This is a genomic window from Sinorhizobium sp. P24N7, assembly GCF_042436655.1.
Taxonomy (GTDB): Bacteria; Pseudomonadota; Alphaproteobacteria; order Rhizobiales; family Rhizobiaceae; genus Sinorhizobium; species Sinorhizobium meliloti_A.
This window is the reverse complement of record NZ_JBHMIW010000005.1, coordinates 292,261-308,139: the sequence shown is the minus strand read 5'-3', so window position 1 is coordinate 308,139 and position 15,879 is coordinate 292,261. Positions and strand designations below refer to the sequence as shown.

Below are 15,879 nucleotides of genomic sequence, written 5' to 3'. Positions count from 1 at the left end.
TTCGCCCGAGGTGCTGCGTTGCTCGAAAGTGGAAATCAATCGGCGCCTCGCGCCGCCGAGACGGATCGCCGCGATACGTTCAAGCCCGGCAATCGATTTCTCGGGCGGGTCGTCGCCTGCAACGGCTCGCGCGCCACGATCGCGGCGGTCGCCGAAAATGGCGAGACTTCGCTCACCGAGCTCTGGTCGGTCGGCAAGCTGGTTTCGATTTCCGTCGGCACCAACCGTGTCGTCGCACTCGTCTATTCGATGCAGACCGTTTCCGAGGGCTGGGGCGAAGAGGTCAACAATACTTTCCGCATCGAAGTGGAATTGATGGGCGAGGTTCATGTCGGTGCGGATGGGCGGGAAGAGTTTTCCGCCGGCATCAGCCGCTATCCCTATCTCGGAGCGATTGCCCACCGCATCCGCGTGAGCGATCTCGCCCGCATCTACGACTCCGGTCAATCGGACAGTTGCGTCATCGGCAAGCTGACGCAGGACGAAAGTCTCGACGCCACCATCCATGTGCCTTCCATGCTTGCCAAGCACTTTGCCATCGTCGGCACCACCGGCGTCGGCAAGTCGACCGCCGTGACACTGCTCCTGAACAAGGCGATCGCCGCCGACCCGAAGCTGCGTGTGCTGATCCTCGATCCGCACAACGAGTTCGCCGCCGCGTTTCCCGACCAGGCGGTGGTAATCGACACGGATACGCTCGACCTCCCGTTCTGGTTCTTCCGGCTCGAGGAGTTGGCCGAGGTCATCTTTCGTGGACGCCCGCCGGTGCCGGACGAACTCGATATCCTGCGGGATGTCATCGCGGACGCGAAAAAAGCATTCAAGGGCGGCGAATCCGCCCTGATGCGGCGGCAGACGGAAAAGAGCTCGATCACCGCGGATACCCCCGTCCCATACCGCATTGCCGATCTTCTGGCGCTGATCGATGAGCGCATCGGTCGGCTGGAGGGACGCAACGACAAGCCGTACCTGCGCTCCCTCAAGGTCAGGATCGTCTCCGCAGTCAACGATCCGCGCTACCATTTCATGTTCTCGCAGAACACGATCACGGACACGATCGAGGACACGATTGCAAAGATCTTCCGCATTCCGGGCGACGGCAAGCCGATCGCCACCTTCGAGCTTGCCGGCATCCCTTCGGAAGTCGTCAACTCCCTCGCCTCCGTGCTCTGCCGCATGGCCTTCGAGATAGGCCTCTGGGGCAATGGCGCCATTCATATGCTGGTCGTTTGCGAAGAGGCGCACCGCTATGTGCCGGCCGATCCGTCGCTCGGCTTTGTGCCGACACGCCAGGCTATTTCACGGATCGCCAAGGAGGGTCGCAAATACGGAGTCTCGCTCGGCATCATCACCCAGCGGCCGGGCGAGCTCGATCCGACGATCCTGTCGCAATGCTCGACGGTCTTCGCCATGCGGCTCGCCAACGATCGCGACCAGGAAATCATCCGTTCGGCGATCGCCAATTCGTCGATCTCCACCACCAGCTTCATTTCCTCGATCGGCAACGGCGAGGCGATCGCATTCGGCGAGGCGGTCGCAGTGCCGATGCGCATGCGCTTTGCCCGCGTCGACGATGCGCGGTTGCCCCGCGCCCACGGCATCACCGACAAGGTTGACGACGACGCGCCGCCCCTCGCCGACCTCCGTTCGATCATCAGCCGAATGCGTGCCGTCAACGGTCCCGACATATCGAGTTTCCAACAGAGCTATCTGGCGTCACAGACCAAGCAGCCGCCGGCGCTCGAGGACAATAACCGGAGCGGGAGAAGCACCGGGACCGAGATCGCGGACTCCCATTCGCGCCGATACCCCGCATCCGAGCCCTATAGCCCCGACATGCTTCCCCGCCCCTCCGAGCCGGGAAACCAGGAGTTCGAACGCTTCAGCCGGATCCGCGAGCAGATCCTGCCCGGAGAGGCGGAACGGATGTCGGGCCGGCCCGCCGAGGCGCCCGGCCAACCGGATGCAGGCTTCGCCACGCCGGCACCGCGTCACGAGGGGTCGCTTCGCGAAAGCCTGCTCAGGCGACCACTCGGCAGCCTCATCCGCAAATAGAACGGAAGCGGAGGGTACGGTGCGTCCTGACCGCTCAACCTGCCCTGATTGCAATTTTGGATCCGGGGGCTCCTCTCAAGCGTTGAGGTGACGTCAAGGCGAGGAGACGATCATGGACGACACTGACGCATGGAGAAACGAGCGGCGCCTCTGGCTTGAGGGCTCCGATCCCTATCGCGAATTGCTGGACGAAGACTGCATCATGGCATTCCCTGCGCCGGTTGGTCTGCTGCGCGGACGATCGGTCATAATCCGAAGTCTCCAGGGAATTCCGCGGTGGGAACATCTCACGATCAGCGAGAAAGTCATGAGCCGGATCGGCGAGAACTTCATCGTGCTCGGCTATCTTGCGGAGGCGCGACGCGCGGAAGGTGGGCCTTATGCGGCGTGTTGTACCTCGACCTATCACGGCGTGGGAGCAGACTGGAAGCTTATTCAACACCAGCACACGCCGGTTGATTGACGGCCCGCAAGCCTCCGCCTCCGTTGCGCGGAGCAAATTGGGATGAAAATCATGGAAGAGATTTTGACGCGCTTCTTCGAGCGCTACGAGAGCATGGCCAATCAGGTCCTTGCGGGGGCGCTTCCGGTCGGAAGTACGACCTCCGCCTTCGCCACGGACTTTATCGCCGCCTCGCCGGCCGGAGTCATGACGGGAAAAAACGACGAGACCCTGATGGCTTCGATGGAAAAGGGTTATGCCCGCTATCGTGCTATCGGCACCAGGGAATTGAAGATCCGCAAAACCACGGTAACGCCGATCGATGCGCTGCATTTTCTCGTAAGGGTCGATTGGCGCTCCGTCTTCGACGCCGAGGACCAGCCGAATGTCACCATCGATTTCGAGGTTTATTACCTCGTTCAGCTGCGTGGCGGCGAGCCGAAGATTTTCGGTTGGATCAGCGGCGACGAGGAGGCGGTATTAAAGGAGCACGGCATCGACTGACGCTTCTGATGCCGCTTCAGACCGCAGCATAATGCTCAAGGAGCCTCAGCCCTGTGCTCGTTGTTCAGTCCAAGGCATCCGGATCGTCGATACGCTGCCAGGTCTCGTCAAGCTGGTTGCGAAACCAGGTCATCTGACGCTTGGCATATTGCCGCGTTGCCGCCGCGCCGGCCTCGATCACCTGCGCCTCGCTCATCTCGCCTCTCAGCATCGCGGCGATCTGTGGGACGCCGATCGCCTTCATCACCGGCATCTCCGGAGGAAGGCGAAGCGCGAGAAGCGCGCGCACCTCCTCGACGGCGCCTCTCGCAAGCATCGTCTCGAAGCGTCGATCGATACGGCCATGAAGAAGCCGCCGCTCCGGCAATACGACGATCTTCTGCGCGCGCGCCGGGTCGATGTTCACCGGTCCACGGCTCTTCTGGTAAGATCCTATCGGCCTTCCCGTGGCCTCGATTACCTCCAGCGCGCGCACGATACGCTGCCCATCGCCGGGTTGCACGCGCGCCGCCGTCTCCGGATCGCGCTCGGAAAGTTCACCGTGCAGCGCCTCGGCACCCTCCTCCGTCAGGCGCGCACGCAGGCGCTGGCGGATCGCCGGCGGAATCTCGGGCATATCCGATAGCCCTCCGATCAGCGCTTTGAAATAGAGGCCCGTGCCGCCGACGAAGACCGGCAGCCGCCCTTCCTTTCTCAGCCGCGCCACGAGCGCTTCCGCTTCGCGGAGCCACACGCCGGTGGAATAGGCCCGGCCCGGCGGGACGTGACCGTAGAGGAAATGCTCGACGCCCCCCATCTCGCTTTCATCCGGCCGCGCGGTTAGGACTTTCAGCGTCCCGTAAACCTGCATGCTATCCGCATTGATCACGACGCCGCCGTGTCTTTGCGCGAGCTTCACCGCGAGCGCGGACTTGCCGCTGGCGGTCGGCCCGGTTATCAGGATCGCGTCGATGTCTTTCGCAAGGTTTTGCATCATGGCTCTCGTTGCCACGCTTATCGCCAATCCGTCAAATCCCGTTCTGTCGCCAGCACGGGCGGAAGCGGCAGCGGAAAGCCTCGACGCGTCCGGGCTCTATTGGCTCGCGGACGGTATTGCCTGCGACATCGTGTTGAGGGATGGCGCCGAGGCCGGCGAAGCGGAAGCTCGGCTGCGCCAGGCGGTCGCCGGCGCCGCGATCGACGTCGCCGTGCAAGATGCCGAAAGCCGCCGCAAGCGATTTCTGATTGCCGACATGGACTCCACCATGATCGAGCAGGAATGCATCGACGAGCTGGCCGCGGAAGTCGGCTTGAAGGAAAAGGTCGCGGCAATCACCGCGCGCGCCATGAACGGCGAGATCGCTTTCGAGCCGGCACTCGTCGAAAGAGTGGCGCTTCTCCAGGGCCTGCCCGTTACCGTCGTCGCGGAGGTCATCGCCACGCGTATCACATTGACGCCGGGTGGCCGCGAACTGATTGCCACGATGAAGGCGAAGGGACATTACAGCGCCCTCGTCTCCGGCGGCTTCACCGTATTTACCGGCCCTATCGCAGAGAAGCTCGGATTCGACGAAAACCGTGCCAACATTCTCGTTGAAGAGAACGGCAAGCTGACCGGCGACGTTGCCCGGCCGATCCTCGGCAAGCAGGCCAAGGTCGACGCGCTCATCGACATTTCTGAACGGCTCGGCATCACGCCGGCGGACGTCATCGCCGTCGGCGACGGTGCCAACGATCTCGGAATGCTGCAGCTTGCCGGCACTGGAGTGGCGCTCCACGCTAAGCCCGTCGTTGCCGAACAGGCGAAGATCCGCATCGACCATGGCGACCTCACCGCCCTGCTCTATCTCCAGGGATACCGCAAGACGGATTTCGTGACGTGATCATTCTAGAGACCGAGCGGCTCAGGCTCCGTGCCTGGGCCGAGACCGACCGCGAACTCTTTGCCGAGATCAACAACGATCCCACGGTCATGGAGTTCTTCCCGTTCCGCCGCACCCGCGCGGAGGCCGACGCGCTTTTCGACCGCAACAACCGCAACATCTTCGAAACCGGCTTCGGCTTCTTCGCGCTCGCGCTCCGTGAGAACGACTCACCGGTCGGCTTCTGCGGACTTGCACGCACCGATCTCGAACCGCACCTGCCCGACGGCACCGTCGAGATCGGTTGGCGCCTGGCTCTCCGCCATTGGGGAAAGGGCTACGTGACGGACGCAGCCCGGGCGCTTCTCGATTATGGATTCGGCGAGAGGAAGCTTAGGGAGATCGTTGCCATCGCCGTTCCGGCCAACACGCGCTCCACCGCCGTGATGAAGCGGATCGGCATGCGCCCCGATTCCAGGCGCGACTTCGATCATTCCGGCGTCCCGGACACGCATCCGCAGCTCAAACGCCACGTGCTTTACGCAATAACCGCGGAAGAATGGCGGCGGGATGGCCTTGCCGCGAAGCGGTAGCGCCCCGTCGCCACGGCCGAGAGCGCGTGCTCTATTCCATCCGCACCGTCACGAAACGCAGTTCGCCGGTCTTGTTCGCGATCATCAGCAAGGCGTTGCGGCGCCCGTCGGCCTTCAGTTCGGTGACGCGTGAGGTGACATCCTCCGGCGTTTCCATCGCTTCCTGACCGAGTTCGACGATCACCTCGCCCGGCTCCACCCGACGCTCGGCAGCGGGCGAATTGGGTTGCACCTCGGTGATCACGACGCCTTTGACGCTTTCGACGATGCCGAAACTCTGGCGGCGGTCGGCGTCGAGCTCGGCAAGCTTCATTCCGAGCACGGTGTCGCTTGCAGGCAGTTGCGCCGCCGGCGGCTCGCCGGGCTTCGCCTCACCACCGTTCGGCAGCACTTCGCCCGGTTTCGCATTGGCGAGCTGCTCGCCATCCTCCAGCCGGCCGAGCGTCACGCGAGCGGTCTGCTCCTTGCCGTCGCGGATAATGACCACATCGACCGCCTTGCCGACCGGGCTCTCGCCGACCGTGCGCATGAGATCGCGAATTTCCGCGATGTCCGTTCCGTCGAAGCGGATGATGATGTCGCCCGGCTTGATCTCGCCCTTGGTGATCGGACCGCCCTCGATGATGCCCGAAACGAGCGCGCCGCGTGGGAGCTCCATCTTCAGGCTCTCGGCGATATCGTCGGTGACGGGCTGGATCCGTACACCGAGCCAGCCACGGCGCGTCTCGCCGAATTCCCTGAGCTGATTGACGACGTTCACCGCAAGCTCCGCCGGCACGGCAAAGCCGATACCGACCGACATGCCGGTCTGCGAAAGGATCGCCGTATTGATGCCGACGACCTCACCCTGCATGTTGAAAAGCGGACCGCCCGAATTGCCGCGGTTGATCGCCGCATCGGTCTGGATGAAACTGTCGTAGGGTCCGGCATTGATATTGCGGCCGCGTGCGGAGACGACGCCCACGGAGACGGATACGCCCAGGCCGAACGGATTGCCGACGACCATCACCCAATCGCCGATCCTGATCTTTCGCGAGTCGCCGAAGGAGACGGCCTTGAGCGGCTTCTTCGGTTCGACCTTCAGGAGGGCGAGGTCGGTTTTCGTATCCATGCCGACAAGCTTCGCCTTAAGCTTCGATCCATCGGAGAAATTGATCTCGATATCGTCGGCATCCTGGATGACGTGGTTGTTGGTGACTATGTAGCCGGCCGGATCGATGATGAATCCCGAACCGAGCGAGTTGACCGTGCGCGGCCGGCCGCCCTCGCCGCCCTGTCCTTTGAAAAACTCGTCGAAGAACTCCTGATGCGGCGATCCTTCCGGCACCTGCGGCATCGGCGCATTGTCGTCGCTCTTGACGTTCTGCGAAATCGAGATGTTGACGACGGCGTCGAGCAGTCCCTCGGCGAGATCGGCAACGGACGGCGGGCCGGCCGGAGGCCGGGACGTGGCCGTCTGGGCCAGCGTCGCATTGGTGAATATGAGTGCCGTCGCAGCCGCCAGCACCAGGCCGCGGAAGAATTCGGGTCGTTTCGACAAGTCGCTAGGCTCCTATCATTTCCCTTACATAACGCCGGCCCCCGGTCGTCCGGCAAGGATGATGCATGAACATCGCTCGGCTGCAACGAACTACAGCGCAGCGCGACCCGATCGAGACGCGCATCACGCGAACCTTCTCTTGAAGATACGGCGGAATTCCGAAGCGTCCAAACACGATTTCCTGATCCGGGCAGCGAACCGGCGGCGCCTCAGATGGTTATTTCGTGCCCGTGCTCTTTCAGAGCCTCCACGGCCTGCTCGAGGTTGGACCCCGCGACGAAGACGTAATCGGTGCTGAAGGTGGAATTGGCGAAGACGCCGACACCTGCCTCCGAGAGCGGTCGCAGCACCGACGATAGAACGCCTGGCACGTCGAAACTGAAGTGCTGCTCGATGCGGAAGCAGCGCCAGCCGAGCGAACTCTGCACGCTCGATGGGACACGGGCGGCACGACAGACGAGCGTCATTTCCTCGCGGGAACTGGAAACCGTCCAGAACCCCGGGCCCGGCAGCCACTCCGGAATCGCGGATCCGACGTTCAAACGGGTAATGGCATATTCGGCATCGACCAGCCGGATGAGCAATTTATGTGGCATTCGCATTATCCTCGAAGCAACCATACGAGCCCGACACCGACGGCCACCGAAGTCAATCCGGCCAATCGGAGCTGATGTTCAGGGACATACGGCAATCGCCTCGCCAGTTCCACCAAAACCAAAGGGGCCAGTGCGTACACCAGCCCCTCGATGATCAGGAAAAAAGCCAGACCGGTCAAAAAGTCGGACATCGTCCGCTCAATCTGCGGTGGTCGGCGCCGCCAGGCCCGGGCTCGGTGGCGGTTGGCCCGCACCGTCCGCACTGTTGAAATAACGGAAGAATTCCGAATGCGGCGACAGCACGATGGTTGTATCCGGGCTGCCGATCGACTGCGCATAGGCAGCCATCGACCGGTAGAACTCGAAGAAGCCCGGATCGCGCTGGAATGCGTCGGCAAATATCTGCGTCCGCTCCGCTTCGCCCTCACCGCGCAGGATTTCCGAATCACGCTGCGCTTCGGCGACGATCTCGACCACTTGACGATCGGCAATCGCGCGGCGTCGCTGGCCTTCCTCGTTGCCCCGGGCACGGATCAGTTCGGCTTCGGCCAGACGTTCCGCCTTCATCCGATCGTAGGTCTGCTGCGAGACTTCCTGGGTCAGGTCCGTGCGGCGGATGCGCACGTCCTCGATGTTGAGACCAAGCGACTCGGCATCCGCGCTGAGGTCCGTACGGACCTCACGCATCATCGATGCGCGCTCGTCGGAAAGCGCCGCCTCGAATCCCCTCAGACCGTAGACCCGGCGCAGCGACGCATCGAGGCGCGTCCTAAGCCGGGACTCCGCAGATTCCCGGTCTCCGGAAACCGTCTGCCGGAAGCGGCGGGGGTCGGCGATCTTGTAGACGACGAATGCATCCACCTCGTAGAATTTGCCGCCGGAGACCTGCACGCGGATATTGTCGAGGTCGAAACGGAGTGCCTGGTCTTCGACATACTGGACGCGATCGGCGTCCATGAAGCCGAATGGAAGCTTGAAATAAAGACCCGGTTCGCTCTTCACCTCCCGGATCTGACCGAAGCGAACGACGATCGCCTGCTGGCGCTCGTTCACGACGAAGACCGAGGAATAGACGACGAACAGGACGGCGGCGAGGACGATCAGGATTATTGAACTGCGATTATTGATCATTGGTTTCCTCCCGACTGAACGGGCCTGCCGATTTCGTTGAGCGGCAGGTAGGGCAGCACGCCCTGGCCGTTCTTTTCGTCCAGGATGACCTTCTTGGACTTGCCGAGAACGCCTTGCAGCGTTTCGATGTAAAGCCGCTTGCGCGTGACCTCGGGGGCCTTGGAATATTCGTCGTAGACCGAGATGAAGCGCTGAGCCTCACCCTGAGCTTCCTTGACGACGCGGTCCTTGTAGGCGGCTGCCTCTTCGCGGATCTGGGCGCCCTGGCCGCGAGCCCTGCCGAGCACCTGGTTGGCGTACTGGTTCGCCTCCTCCACGAAGCGGTCCTCGTCCTGTTCGGCGCGCTGCACTTCGTCGAATGCATCGGCCACCTCACGCGGCGGTGCGGCATCCTCGATCGCTACGGTATTCACCGATATGCCGGCGCCGTAAGCATCCATCGTCGCCTGGATCGTGTTCTTCACGTCCGCGGCGATCGCCTGGCGGTTGTCGCGGAAGATATCCTGGGCCGGACGGCGGCCGACGACCTCGCGCATTGCGCTTTCGGCCACCTGCTGCAGCGTGTCGGCCGGGTTCTCGACATTGAAGAGATAGGCCTTCGGATCGGTAACCGAGAACAGCACCGAGAACTGCACGTTGACGATGTTCTGATCGCCGCTGAGCATCAGGCCGGCATTCGACTGGCCCGTGCGGCCGCCGATATTCTGCTGCTGCTCCGTCACCTTGACGATCTCGACGGTTTCGAGCGGCCAGAAGTGATAGTGCAGGCCCGGCATGGAGATTTCTTCCTTCGGCTTGCCGAAGCGCATCTCGACGCCGCGTTCATCCGGCTGAACGGTATAGATGGAATTCAGCAGAACGAAGCCGAGGACCAACAGGCCCACGATGACGAAGATCCCGCCGTTGAAGCCTCCCGGAACCACGTTTTTCAACTGATCCTGGCCACGCCGGATGATCTCTTCCAGATCCGGCGGACCACCTCTTCCGCCGCGTGGCCGGTTGGGCCCCTGGCCCCATGGCCCCTGATTGCCGCCGCCGCCGCCCCACGGGCCGCCGCCGCCGCCATTCTGATTGCTCCAGGGCATCAAATCCTCACTTCCAAGAAACTCTGTCGCTGAACGCCCCGCAGGCATTGCGGCCGGTCACGATGTGAACCCGTTATAGGTATCATGTGCATTGCTTTCAACGCGATACGGCCGAGTTCACCGTAAATGCGTTAAAATTGTTCACCGCTCCCGCCGCAGCGATAGGCAAGTGCGAGGATAAGCACCCAGACCGCTCAGGCTCCGGCACCTTCTGGCGGCGACGTGCGGCGGCGCCAGGTCACGAAGTGCATCGCGTGGCTGTCTTTCTCGCCGCGCGGAAGGTCTTCCTCCAGCACCTTTTCGAAAATCGCCGGGTCGATAGAAGGGAAGCGTGTATCGCCATCCACCTCCGCTTGCACTTCGGTCACGTGCAGCACATCGGCCATGCCGATCGACTGACGGTAGATCTCGCCGCCGCCAATGATGCAGATCTCGTCGGCCCCGACCGCGGCCGCCCGCTCCCGCGCGATCGTGAGCGCCACTTCCAGCGACGGCGCCACCTCCGCGCCGGGAGCCTCGAAATCGGGGTTGCGGCTGATGACGATGTTCGGCCTGCCGGGCAAGGGTCGCCCGAGCGAGGCCCAGGTCTTACGTCCCATGACGACCGGCTTGCCGATCGTCAGCGCCTTGAAGCGCTTGAGATCGGTCGAGAGCCGCCAGGGCAGATCGCCCTCGCGGCCGATGACTCCATTCGCTGCGACAGCGACGACGAAAACGATCTTCGGTCGGGTGGTCACCTTCTGCTCCGCCTCAGTCATGAAAGCCACTCGGCTTGCTGTCGATTTCACGCGCGCGAACCAGCGCCGCCCGGTCCGTGACGACGCGAATATAGCGATCTATCACATCGCTTTCCGGCAGGATCTTGCGCATCCACTGCAATGCGCTTGCGAGCAACAGATCGGCCGCGCTCATCGATTCGCCAAGGAGATAGGTGTGCCGCGTAAGCGCGTCGATCACATGCGCGCACATTTCGGTGTAAAGCCTCGCGAGCCCCGGATTGTTCACCGTCACTCCGGATATATGAGCGAGAGCGGTCGGCTCGATGACACCGGCATAGTAGGCGAGCCACGACAGATAGGCGCCGCGCTCGCGATGGCCGGGCGGCCGGCTCAGGCTGCAATCGGGATAGAGATCCGTCAGATATTGCACGACCGCCACCGACTCCCAGATCAATGTCCCGTCGTGGAGGAGTGCCGGCACCTGCTTGTGCGGATGCGGATTGTTTTCGTCCGGGCCGCCGGATCCGTCCCAACGGCGGATATCGACATAACGGATGTCGTAGTCGGCACCGAGTTCTTCGAGCAGCCAGATGATGCGCGATGAGCGCGACAAAGGCGCGTGGATCAGCGTCAGCATGGAAACCTCCCATTGGGGCACCACCGGGAAACGCGGGAGCCGGCTTTGCCCGGAGTGCTTAGCTAGACCGCGACCGGCGCCTTGATATGTGAATCGGCTTCGTAGCCGACGAGCTCAAAGTCTTCGAATCTAAACGAAAATATATCCTTCACCGCCGGATTTATTTCCATTTTCGGCAGCGGCTTCGGCGTTCTCGTCAGTTGCAGCTGCGCCTGTTCGAAGTGGTTGCGGTAGATATGTGCGTCACCAAGCGTATGAACGAAATCGCCGGCTTCGAGCCCTGTCACCTGCGCCACCATCATCGTCAGCAGAGCGTAGGAAGCGATATTGAAGGGTACGCCGAGAAAGATATCGCCCGAGCGCTGGTAGAGCTGACAGGAGAGCTTCCCGTCCGCCACGTAGAACTGGAACAGGCAGTGGCATGGCGGGAGCGCCATTTCGTCCACAAGCGCCGGATTCCAGGCCGAAACGATGTGGCGGCGGGAATTAGGATTGGTCTTCAGGCCTTCGACGAGCGCCGCGATCTGATCGATATGTCCGCCGCCGGGCGTCGGCCAGGAGCGCCATTGATAGCCGTAGACCGGTCCGAGCTCGCCGTTTTCGTCTGCCCATTCGTCCCAGATGCTCACCCCGTTTTCCTTGAGATAGGCGACGTTCGTGTCGCCCCTGAGGAACCAGAGAAGCTCGTGAATGATCGAGCGTAGATGCAGCTTCTTGGTGGTCAGCACCGGAAAACCCTGCGACAGGTCGAAGCGCATCTGATAACCGAAAACGGAGCGCGTGCCCGTACCCGTACGGTCGCCCCGGTCGGTTCCCGTTGTGATCACATGTTCGAGGAGATCGAGATATTGTCGCATGCTTTTCCGCCGACGATTCGTTCGTAGCGTCGAAAATAGAACGAACCGCCGCGCGAACCAATGGTGGAAAGGTGTTTTCCCGCACTTCGCGTCGCCATGCACGACCGTCCGTCGATCGGGCCAACCAGCCCCAAGACCTCCGGCATACGCGCCCGGCGGTTCATTTCGACGGGCGTCGGTTTGCGGCGTGGTCCTGATACTGCTCGTTCCTTACCGCCCTCTCGTCGAGGCCCCGCGAGTCGGAATGCTGGGCCTTGTCCCTGTTCGACAGGACGTCGTTTTCGCCGAGGACGCCTTCCTTCAGTTCGGTTTTCGCACCGCTACCGTCGCCCTTGCCCTTGTCGGGCTTTCCCATGTTCTTCTTGCTGGCGTGAGCCATCGCAGTCTCCTTTCAGCTATTCTCGGAAATGCCGGCCAGTTCCATCAGTCGCCGGCGCCCTTGTGATGCCTGCTCTCCTGATTTTTCCCACGCAGAATGCTGCGATCGTCCGCCTCGCGGGCATCGCCATGCTCGGTGCTCAAATCCTGTCCCTTGCGTTGCGCCTTTCTCAAAGCGTCGGAACGGTGCAGATCCGCTTCGGCATTGAAGTCCTTGTCTGCGTTGGAGGTGTTCTCGCGGCCCTGCAGCACGCGCTTCTGCTGCTCTTGCGTCTTTCTGCCGACCATTGCCTTGCTCCTATTTGTTGCTGCGACCGCGCTGGTCCGGGTTTGCGCCGCCTTGCGCGGTCGTGTCGTTCGCGACATCTCCTTCGATAGTGTTGCCGCGTTTCAGGGCTTCGTAGTCCGACGGTCCACGAATGCCCTTCGTGCGTCCGATCCCGGGATCCTGCTTCAGGTCCTTGTCGCTCGGGCGGCGTGTCTTCGGATGTTTGGACGATGTCATCGGCCTTCCTCCTGCTCTGCGACTTGTTCCGGGGCGCCCCTGGTTCACTTCCTCGTTTAACCGCACTGAACCGTGAATGTTCCGCAATCGCGGCCCCCTTCGGCAGCACGAGGCGGAGCATATTTATCGGCAGCGGCGAAACAATCGCGGCGTATGGCTGTTAGGCCAATCTACAGCGCCGCGTTCTTCGCGGGACGCGAAATTCTGCATGTTCACGCCTGAACGGGCTCTAGGCGCCTGAACCGGTTCCCGCCAAAGAGACATGCAGTTGCGCTTCAGCCATCAAGCAAGGGAGGTGACGATGAGCGCCACAGGTCTCGACGTCTTCGAGAAGACACTGCAAACGACCCATATCTGGCTCGGCGAGATCATGGAACAACACGGTCCCGACCGGAAAGTCGCCTGGCACATCCTGTCAGTTGTGCTGCGGGTCCTGCGGGACCGGCTTCCTCCGGAAATCGCGGCCCATCTCGGCGCGGAACTTCCGCTGATCGTACGAGGCGCCTACTACGATCAATACCGGCCGAACCACCCACCGGACAAGGGCACTCGTTCGCTCGACGAATTTCTCGCCCGGATCGCGGACGGTATGAAGGATACGCGGCCGGTCAATCCGGCCGACGCGGCGCGTAGCGTATTTCGGGTCCTGGCACGGCATGTCGACCTTGGCCAGACTGCTAAGGTACGCGACGCCTTGCCCAAAGAAATTCAGTCGCTGTGGCCCGACAGCATCGGCGCCCGCGAATAGCCAAAACGGGGGCGAATAAAAGAGATCGGCGCCGGGTCACGGCGCCGCCGGGGCAGCTCTGGCGCCCGGCCGGCTCGTCGCCGACCGGAAAGCGCTTTGCCGGCCAACCTGGATCAGAGCGTCTGGAGCTTGCCCAGATTCTTGGCGACCAGATAGTAGAAGGTCACACGCGACTTGCTGCGATCATCCGCCATCGCTTTGGCCGCCGCAGCAACAGCGGCATCTGCATCTGACCCGCCGACGCCGAGCTTCTTCTCACACCACTTTTCCTTGACGCGTTCCAGTTCTTTTGGATCCGACGCCGAAACGAGGGCGGAATCCTTATTGCGAAGGGCGATACCGAGATGGCGCACGATCTTGTTGACAACTGCTTCGTCGGCGCTGCTGTCATACTTCTGCACGTCTGCAAGATAATCAGTCATGAAGCCTCCACTTTGCACTTGCTCTCAAAAGCTGCCGCCCTTCTCGCGAACCGCGTGCAGCAGGCGGAGTTTTTCACGCCGCTCGTGTAAGTCAAGCATTTCGTGCGGAGTTGGCGAGACCGACATAAATCCGTCGTTTCCCTCAAGAAGCCCTTTTCTTGGCAGTCGGAAAGACCTATATGACGAGTGCCGTCTTCGGGCGGCTATGGCAATAAACGGGCGATGCAATAAACCCATTGGACCCGGGGGCGGTACCCGGCGCCTCCACCAAAAACCGGCCTGGTGCAGACCGGCTTTTGATGGGGGCGAAATAGGATCGACAAGGGCGTAAAGATCGACTTTTTGCTCGGCATTGTACCACCGTTATCGGGCTAAACTTATAGTTGCAAACGACAACTATGCTGAAGCACGTCTCGCTGCCTAACGGCGGTGCGACACTTCAAATCAAGTCCTTCCGGGTAGCACCGTAAGGCGGGGTCCGAAGGCACCTGGCAACAGAAGCCTTCACCTTCTCCCCTGTCGTGAAATGGTCTATAGATGCCTCAATAATTGACTCGTCATAAACAGACGGGCAATGAAGGAGCAGGCCACGGCGCCGACATAGTCAAGGCGCAGGTTTGGCTGTAGCACCTTGAATCGCTGCATGATTTCCTGAATGGAGTTCCGGTTGCAGGAATCATGCATCAAGTGACTTGAAGAGAACGGGGACCAAATGGGCCAGGACCATATTCGCTACGACATTCTGGCGCAGGACGCGCTTCGCGGCGTCATTCGCAAGGTGTTGGCCGAAGTTTCCGCTACGGGCCACCTGCCCGGCGATCACCACTTCTTCATTACGTTCCTGACCGGTGCGCCCGGTGTCCGGATCTCGCAACATCTCAAGGCCAAATATCCGGAACAGATGACGATCGTCGTCCAGCACCAGTTCTGGGATCTGAAGGTTACCGAGACCGGCTTCGAAATCGGCCTTTCGTTCTCGGACACACCGGAAAAGCTTGTGATCCCGTACAATGCAATTCGCGGCTTCTACGATCCCTCGGTCAACTTCGAACTGGAGTTCGATGTGGCGGCCGGTGAGGAAGAAGAAACCGATTCGGCGGAAATAACCGCTTATCCGCTCGACGAAGCTGCCGAGGCCGCAACTGACGAAAGCACGGAAAAACCCGACGGCCCGAAGGGCGGCGGCGCTTCCGTCGTCTCGCTCGATTCCTTCCGCAAGAAAAACTGACGACGCGAGGAGGCGCGGACCATGGCCGGCGACGTGATCAATCTGCGTCAGTTCCGCAAACGCCAGGCTCGGACTGAAAAGGAAAAGCAGGCCGAGCAGAATCGCCTTACCTTCGGCCGCAGCAAGACCGAGAAGGCCCTGACCAAGGCCTTGAACGAAAAGGCCGCAAAGACGCTTGATCACGGCAGGCTCGAGCAAGCGGGCGGCGAGGCCTCAATCGACCGGAAGAAGCCGTGACGACCGCAGCCGCAAAAGCGATTCCCACTCAAGGACTTGCGGCAGCTTTCCGAATCCGATCGGCAGCTGCTTGAATCCGTTTATGAGCATGGGGAAGGTCGTCAAGCATTCGGCCACCTTGCACGGACACCGCACCAGCTTCACTCTCGAAGAACCCTTTTGGCTGGAATTGAAATCCATCGCCAAGGACCGCGACATGCCGCTCGCGCGGCTCATTGCCGAGATCGACGACGGCCGTGGCCAGGATGGAAATCTGGCGTCGGCCTTACGGGTCTATGTGCTCGCCTGGGTCAAGGCACGCGAAGGGACGGTGCGCGAGGCATAGAGCCACCTCCGGGAACAATGCCGTTGCTCGCCGGTC

Annotated in this window: 22 protein-coding genes and 1 other RNA gene; 10 read left to right on the top strand and 13 right to left on the bottom strand. The window is 61.7% G+C overall.

Annotated elements, in window-relative coordinates; all coding sequences use genetic code 11:
- Nucleotides 1–18 precede the first annotated feature (18 nt).
- From ACFHWW_RS10965 to ACFHWW_RS10955, 3 genes are all read left to right on the top strand, one after another.
- Nucleotides 19–2,055: an ATP-binding protein gene (locus ACFHWW_RS10965; protein ID WP_379938186.1), complete on the top strand. Its 2,037-nt coding sequence runs from the start codon at nt 19–21 to the stop codon at nt 2,053–2,055.
- Between the two features lie 112 nt (nt 2,056–2,167).
- Nucleotides 2,168–2,518: a hypothetical protein gene (locus ACFHWW_RS10960; protein WP_100671651.1), complete on the top strand. Its 351-nt coding sequence runs from the start codon at nt 2,168–2,170 to the stop codon at nt 2,516–2,518.
- Nucleotides 2,519–2,560: 42 nt separating this feature from the next.
- Nucleotides 2,561–3,001, top strand: coding sequence for a nuclear transport factor 2 family protein (locus ACFHWW_RS10955; protein WP_379938184.1), 441 nt, complete (start codon nt 2,561–2,563; stop codon nt 2,999–3,001).
- A 64-nt stretch (nt 3,002–3,065) separates the two neighbouring features.
- Here the strand turns inward: ACFHWW_RS10955 and miaA are convergent, their stop codons facing one another.
- Nucleotides 3,066–3,977 (bottom strand): tRNA (adenosine(37)-N6)-dimethylallyltransferase MiaA, encoded by a 912-nt coding sequence (gene miaA / locus ACFHWW_RS10950; RefSeq protein ID WP_379938183.1) that lies wholly within the window; start codon nt 3,975–3,977, stop codon nt 3,066–3,068.
- Here miaA and serB point away from each other — a divergent pair.
- Together serB and ACFHWW_RS10940 are read left to right on the top strand one after the other, a co-directional pair.
- Nucleotides 3,976–4,863: a phosphoserine phosphatase SerB gene (gene serB, locus ACFHWW_RS10945; protein ID WP_379938181.1), complete on the top strand. Its 888-nt coding sequence runs from the start codon at nt 3,976–3,978 to the stop codon at nt 4,861–4,863. The two genes, miaA and serB, sit on opposite strands and share 2 nt — an antisense overlap.
- Complete coding sequence (locus tag ACFHWW_RS10940) at nt 4,860–5,435, top strand: GNAT family N-acetyltransferase (RefSeq protein ID WP_379938180.1); 576 nt, start codon at nt 4,860–4,862, stop codon at nt 5,433–5,435. The genes serB and ACFHWW_RS10940 overlap by 4 nt, the downstream gene beginning before the upstream one ends.
- Before the next feature lie 31 nt (nt 5,436–5,466).
- On the opposite strand, the gene ACFHWW_RS10935 is transcribed toward ACFHWW_RS10940, so the two are convergent.
- From ACFHWW_RS10935 to ACFHWW_RS10885, 11 genes are all read right to left on the bottom strand, one after another.
- Nucleotides 5,467–6,975, bottom strand: coding sequence for a Do family serine endopeptidase (locus ACFHWW_RS10935; RefSeq protein WP_100671656.1), 1,509 nt, complete (start codon nt 6,973–6,975; stop codon nt 5,467–5,469).
- A 209-nt stretch (nt 6,976–7,184) separates the two neighbouring features.
- Nucleotides 7,185–7,571 (bottom strand): ACT domain-containing protein, encoded by a 387-nt coding sequence (locus ACFHWW_RS10930; protein ID WP_003534920.1) that lies wholly within the window; start codon nt 7,569–7,571, stop codon nt 7,185–7,187.
- Between the two features lie 5 nt (nt 7,572–7,576).
- Nucleotides 7,577–7,762 carry a DUF2065 domain-containing protein gene (locus ACFHWW_RS10925; protein ID WP_018095402.1) on the bottom strand — a complete coding sequence of 62 codons (186 nt, stop codon included), beginning with the start codon at nt 7,760–7,762 and terminating at the stop codon, nt 7,577–7,579.
- Between the two features lie 7 nt (nt 7,763–7,769).
- The gene (gene hflC / locus ACFHWW_RS10920; protein WP_379938179.1) at nt 7,770–8,702 is read right to left on the bottom strand and encodes a protease modulator HflC; all 933 of its coding nucleotides are present in this window, start codon (nt 8,700–8,702) and stop codon (nt 7,770–7,772) included.
- Nucleotides 8,699–9,787, bottom strand: a complete 1,089-nt coding sequence (gene hflK, locus ACFHWW_RS10915) for an FtsH protease activity modulator HflK (RefSeq protein WP_100671658.1) — start codon at nt 9,785–9,787, stop codon at nt 8,699–8,701. Before hflK ends, hflC begins: the two co-directional genes overlap by 4 nt.
- Nucleotides 9,788–9,981: 194 nt before the next feature.
- Nucleotides 9,982–10,545 (bottom strand): dihydrofolate reductase, encoded by a 564-nt coding sequence (locus ACFHWW_RS10910; RefSeq protein WP_379938178.1) that lies wholly within the window; start codon nt 10,543–10,545, stop codon nt 9,982–9,984.
- Nucleotides 10,538–11,143, bottom strand: a complete 606-nt coding sequence (locus tag ACFHWW_RS10905) for a glutathione S-transferase (protein ID WP_018095406.1) — start codon at nt 11,141–11,143, stop codon at nt 10,538–10,540. The genes ACFHWW_RS10910 and ACFHWW_RS10905 overlap by 8 nt, the downstream gene beginning before the upstream one ends.
- Nucleotides 11,144–11,205: 62 nt before the next feature.
- Nucleotides 11,206–12,000 carry a thymidylate synthase gene (locus ACFHWW_RS10900; protein WP_275597680.1) on the bottom strand — a complete coding sequence of 265 codons (795 nt, stop codon included), beginning with the start codon at nt 11,998–12,000 and terminating at the stop codon, nt 11,206–11,208.
- 160 nt (nt 12,001–12,160) lie between these two features.
- Nucleotides 12,161–12,379, bottom strand: coding sequence for a hypothetical protein (locus tag ACFHWW_RS10895; protein WP_100671661.1), 219 nt, complete (start codon nt 12,377–12,379; stop codon nt 12,161–12,163).
- 44 nt (nt 12,380–12,423) lie between these two features.
- Nucleotides 12,424–12,666, bottom strand: coding sequence for a hypothetical protein (locus ACFHWW_RS10890; protein ID WP_010969715.1), 243 nt, complete (start codon nt 12,664–12,666; stop codon nt 12,424–12,426).
- 10 nt (nt 12,667–12,676) lie between these two features.
- The gene (locus tag ACFHWW_RS10885; RefSeq protein ID WP_379938176.1) at nt 12,677–12,883 is read right to left on the bottom strand and encodes a hypothetical protein; all 207 of its coding nucleotides are present in this window, start codon (nt 12,881–12,883) and stop codon (nt 12,677–12,679) included.
- Nucleotides 12,884–13,184: 301 nt separating this feature from the next.
- Between ACFHWW_RS10885 and ACFHWW_RS10880 the strand changes: the two genes are divergently transcribed.
- Nucleotides 13,185–13,631: a DUF2267 domain-containing protein gene (locus tag ACFHWW_RS10880; RefSeq protein ID WP_338283919.1), complete on the top strand. Its 447-nt coding sequence runs from the start codon at nt 13,185–13,187 to the stop codon at nt 13,629–13,631.
- A gap of 113 nt (nt 13,632–13,744) precedes the next feature.
- On the opposite strand, the gene ACFHWW_RS10875 is transcribed toward ACFHWW_RS10880, so the two are convergent.
- Nucleotides 13,745–14,053: a DUF2853 family protein gene (locus ACFHWW_RS10875; RefSeq protein ID WP_100671663.1), complete on the bottom strand. Its 309-nt coding sequence runs from the start codon at nt 14,051–14,053 to the stop codon at nt 13,745–13,747.
- Between the two features lie 149 nt (nt 14,054–14,202).
- Here ACFHWW_RS10875 and ssrA point away from each other — a divergent pair.
- From ssrA to ACFHWW_RS10855, 4 genes are all read left to right on the top strand, one after another.
- Nucleotides 14,203–14,562, top strand: a transfer-messenger RNA (tmRNA) gene (ssrA, locus tag ACFHWW_RS10870).
- Between the two features lie 203 nt (nt 14,563–14,765).
- Nucleotides 14,766–15,281 (top strand): SspB family protein, encoded by a 516-nt coding sequence (locus tag ACFHWW_RS10865; protein ID WP_127711995.1) that lies wholly within the window; start codon nt 14,766–14,768, stop codon nt 15,279–15,281.
- 21 nt (nt 15,282–15,302) lie between these two features.
- Nucleotides 15,303–15,518 carry a DUF4169 family protein gene (locus ACFHWW_RS10860; RefSeq protein WP_127711993.1) on the top strand — a complete coding sequence of 72 codons (216 nt, stop codon included), beginning with the start codon at nt 15,303–15,305 and terminating at the stop codon, nt 15,516–15,518.
- An 82-nt stretch (nt 15,519–15,600) separates the two neighbouring features.
- Nucleotides 15,601–15,843 (top strand): ribbon-helix-helix domain-containing protein, encoded by a 243-nt coding sequence (locus tag ACFHWW_RS10855; protein WP_379938175.1) that lies wholly within the window; start codon nt 15,601–15,603, stop codon nt 15,841–15,843.
- Nucleotides 15,844–15,879: the final 36 nt, after the last annotated feature.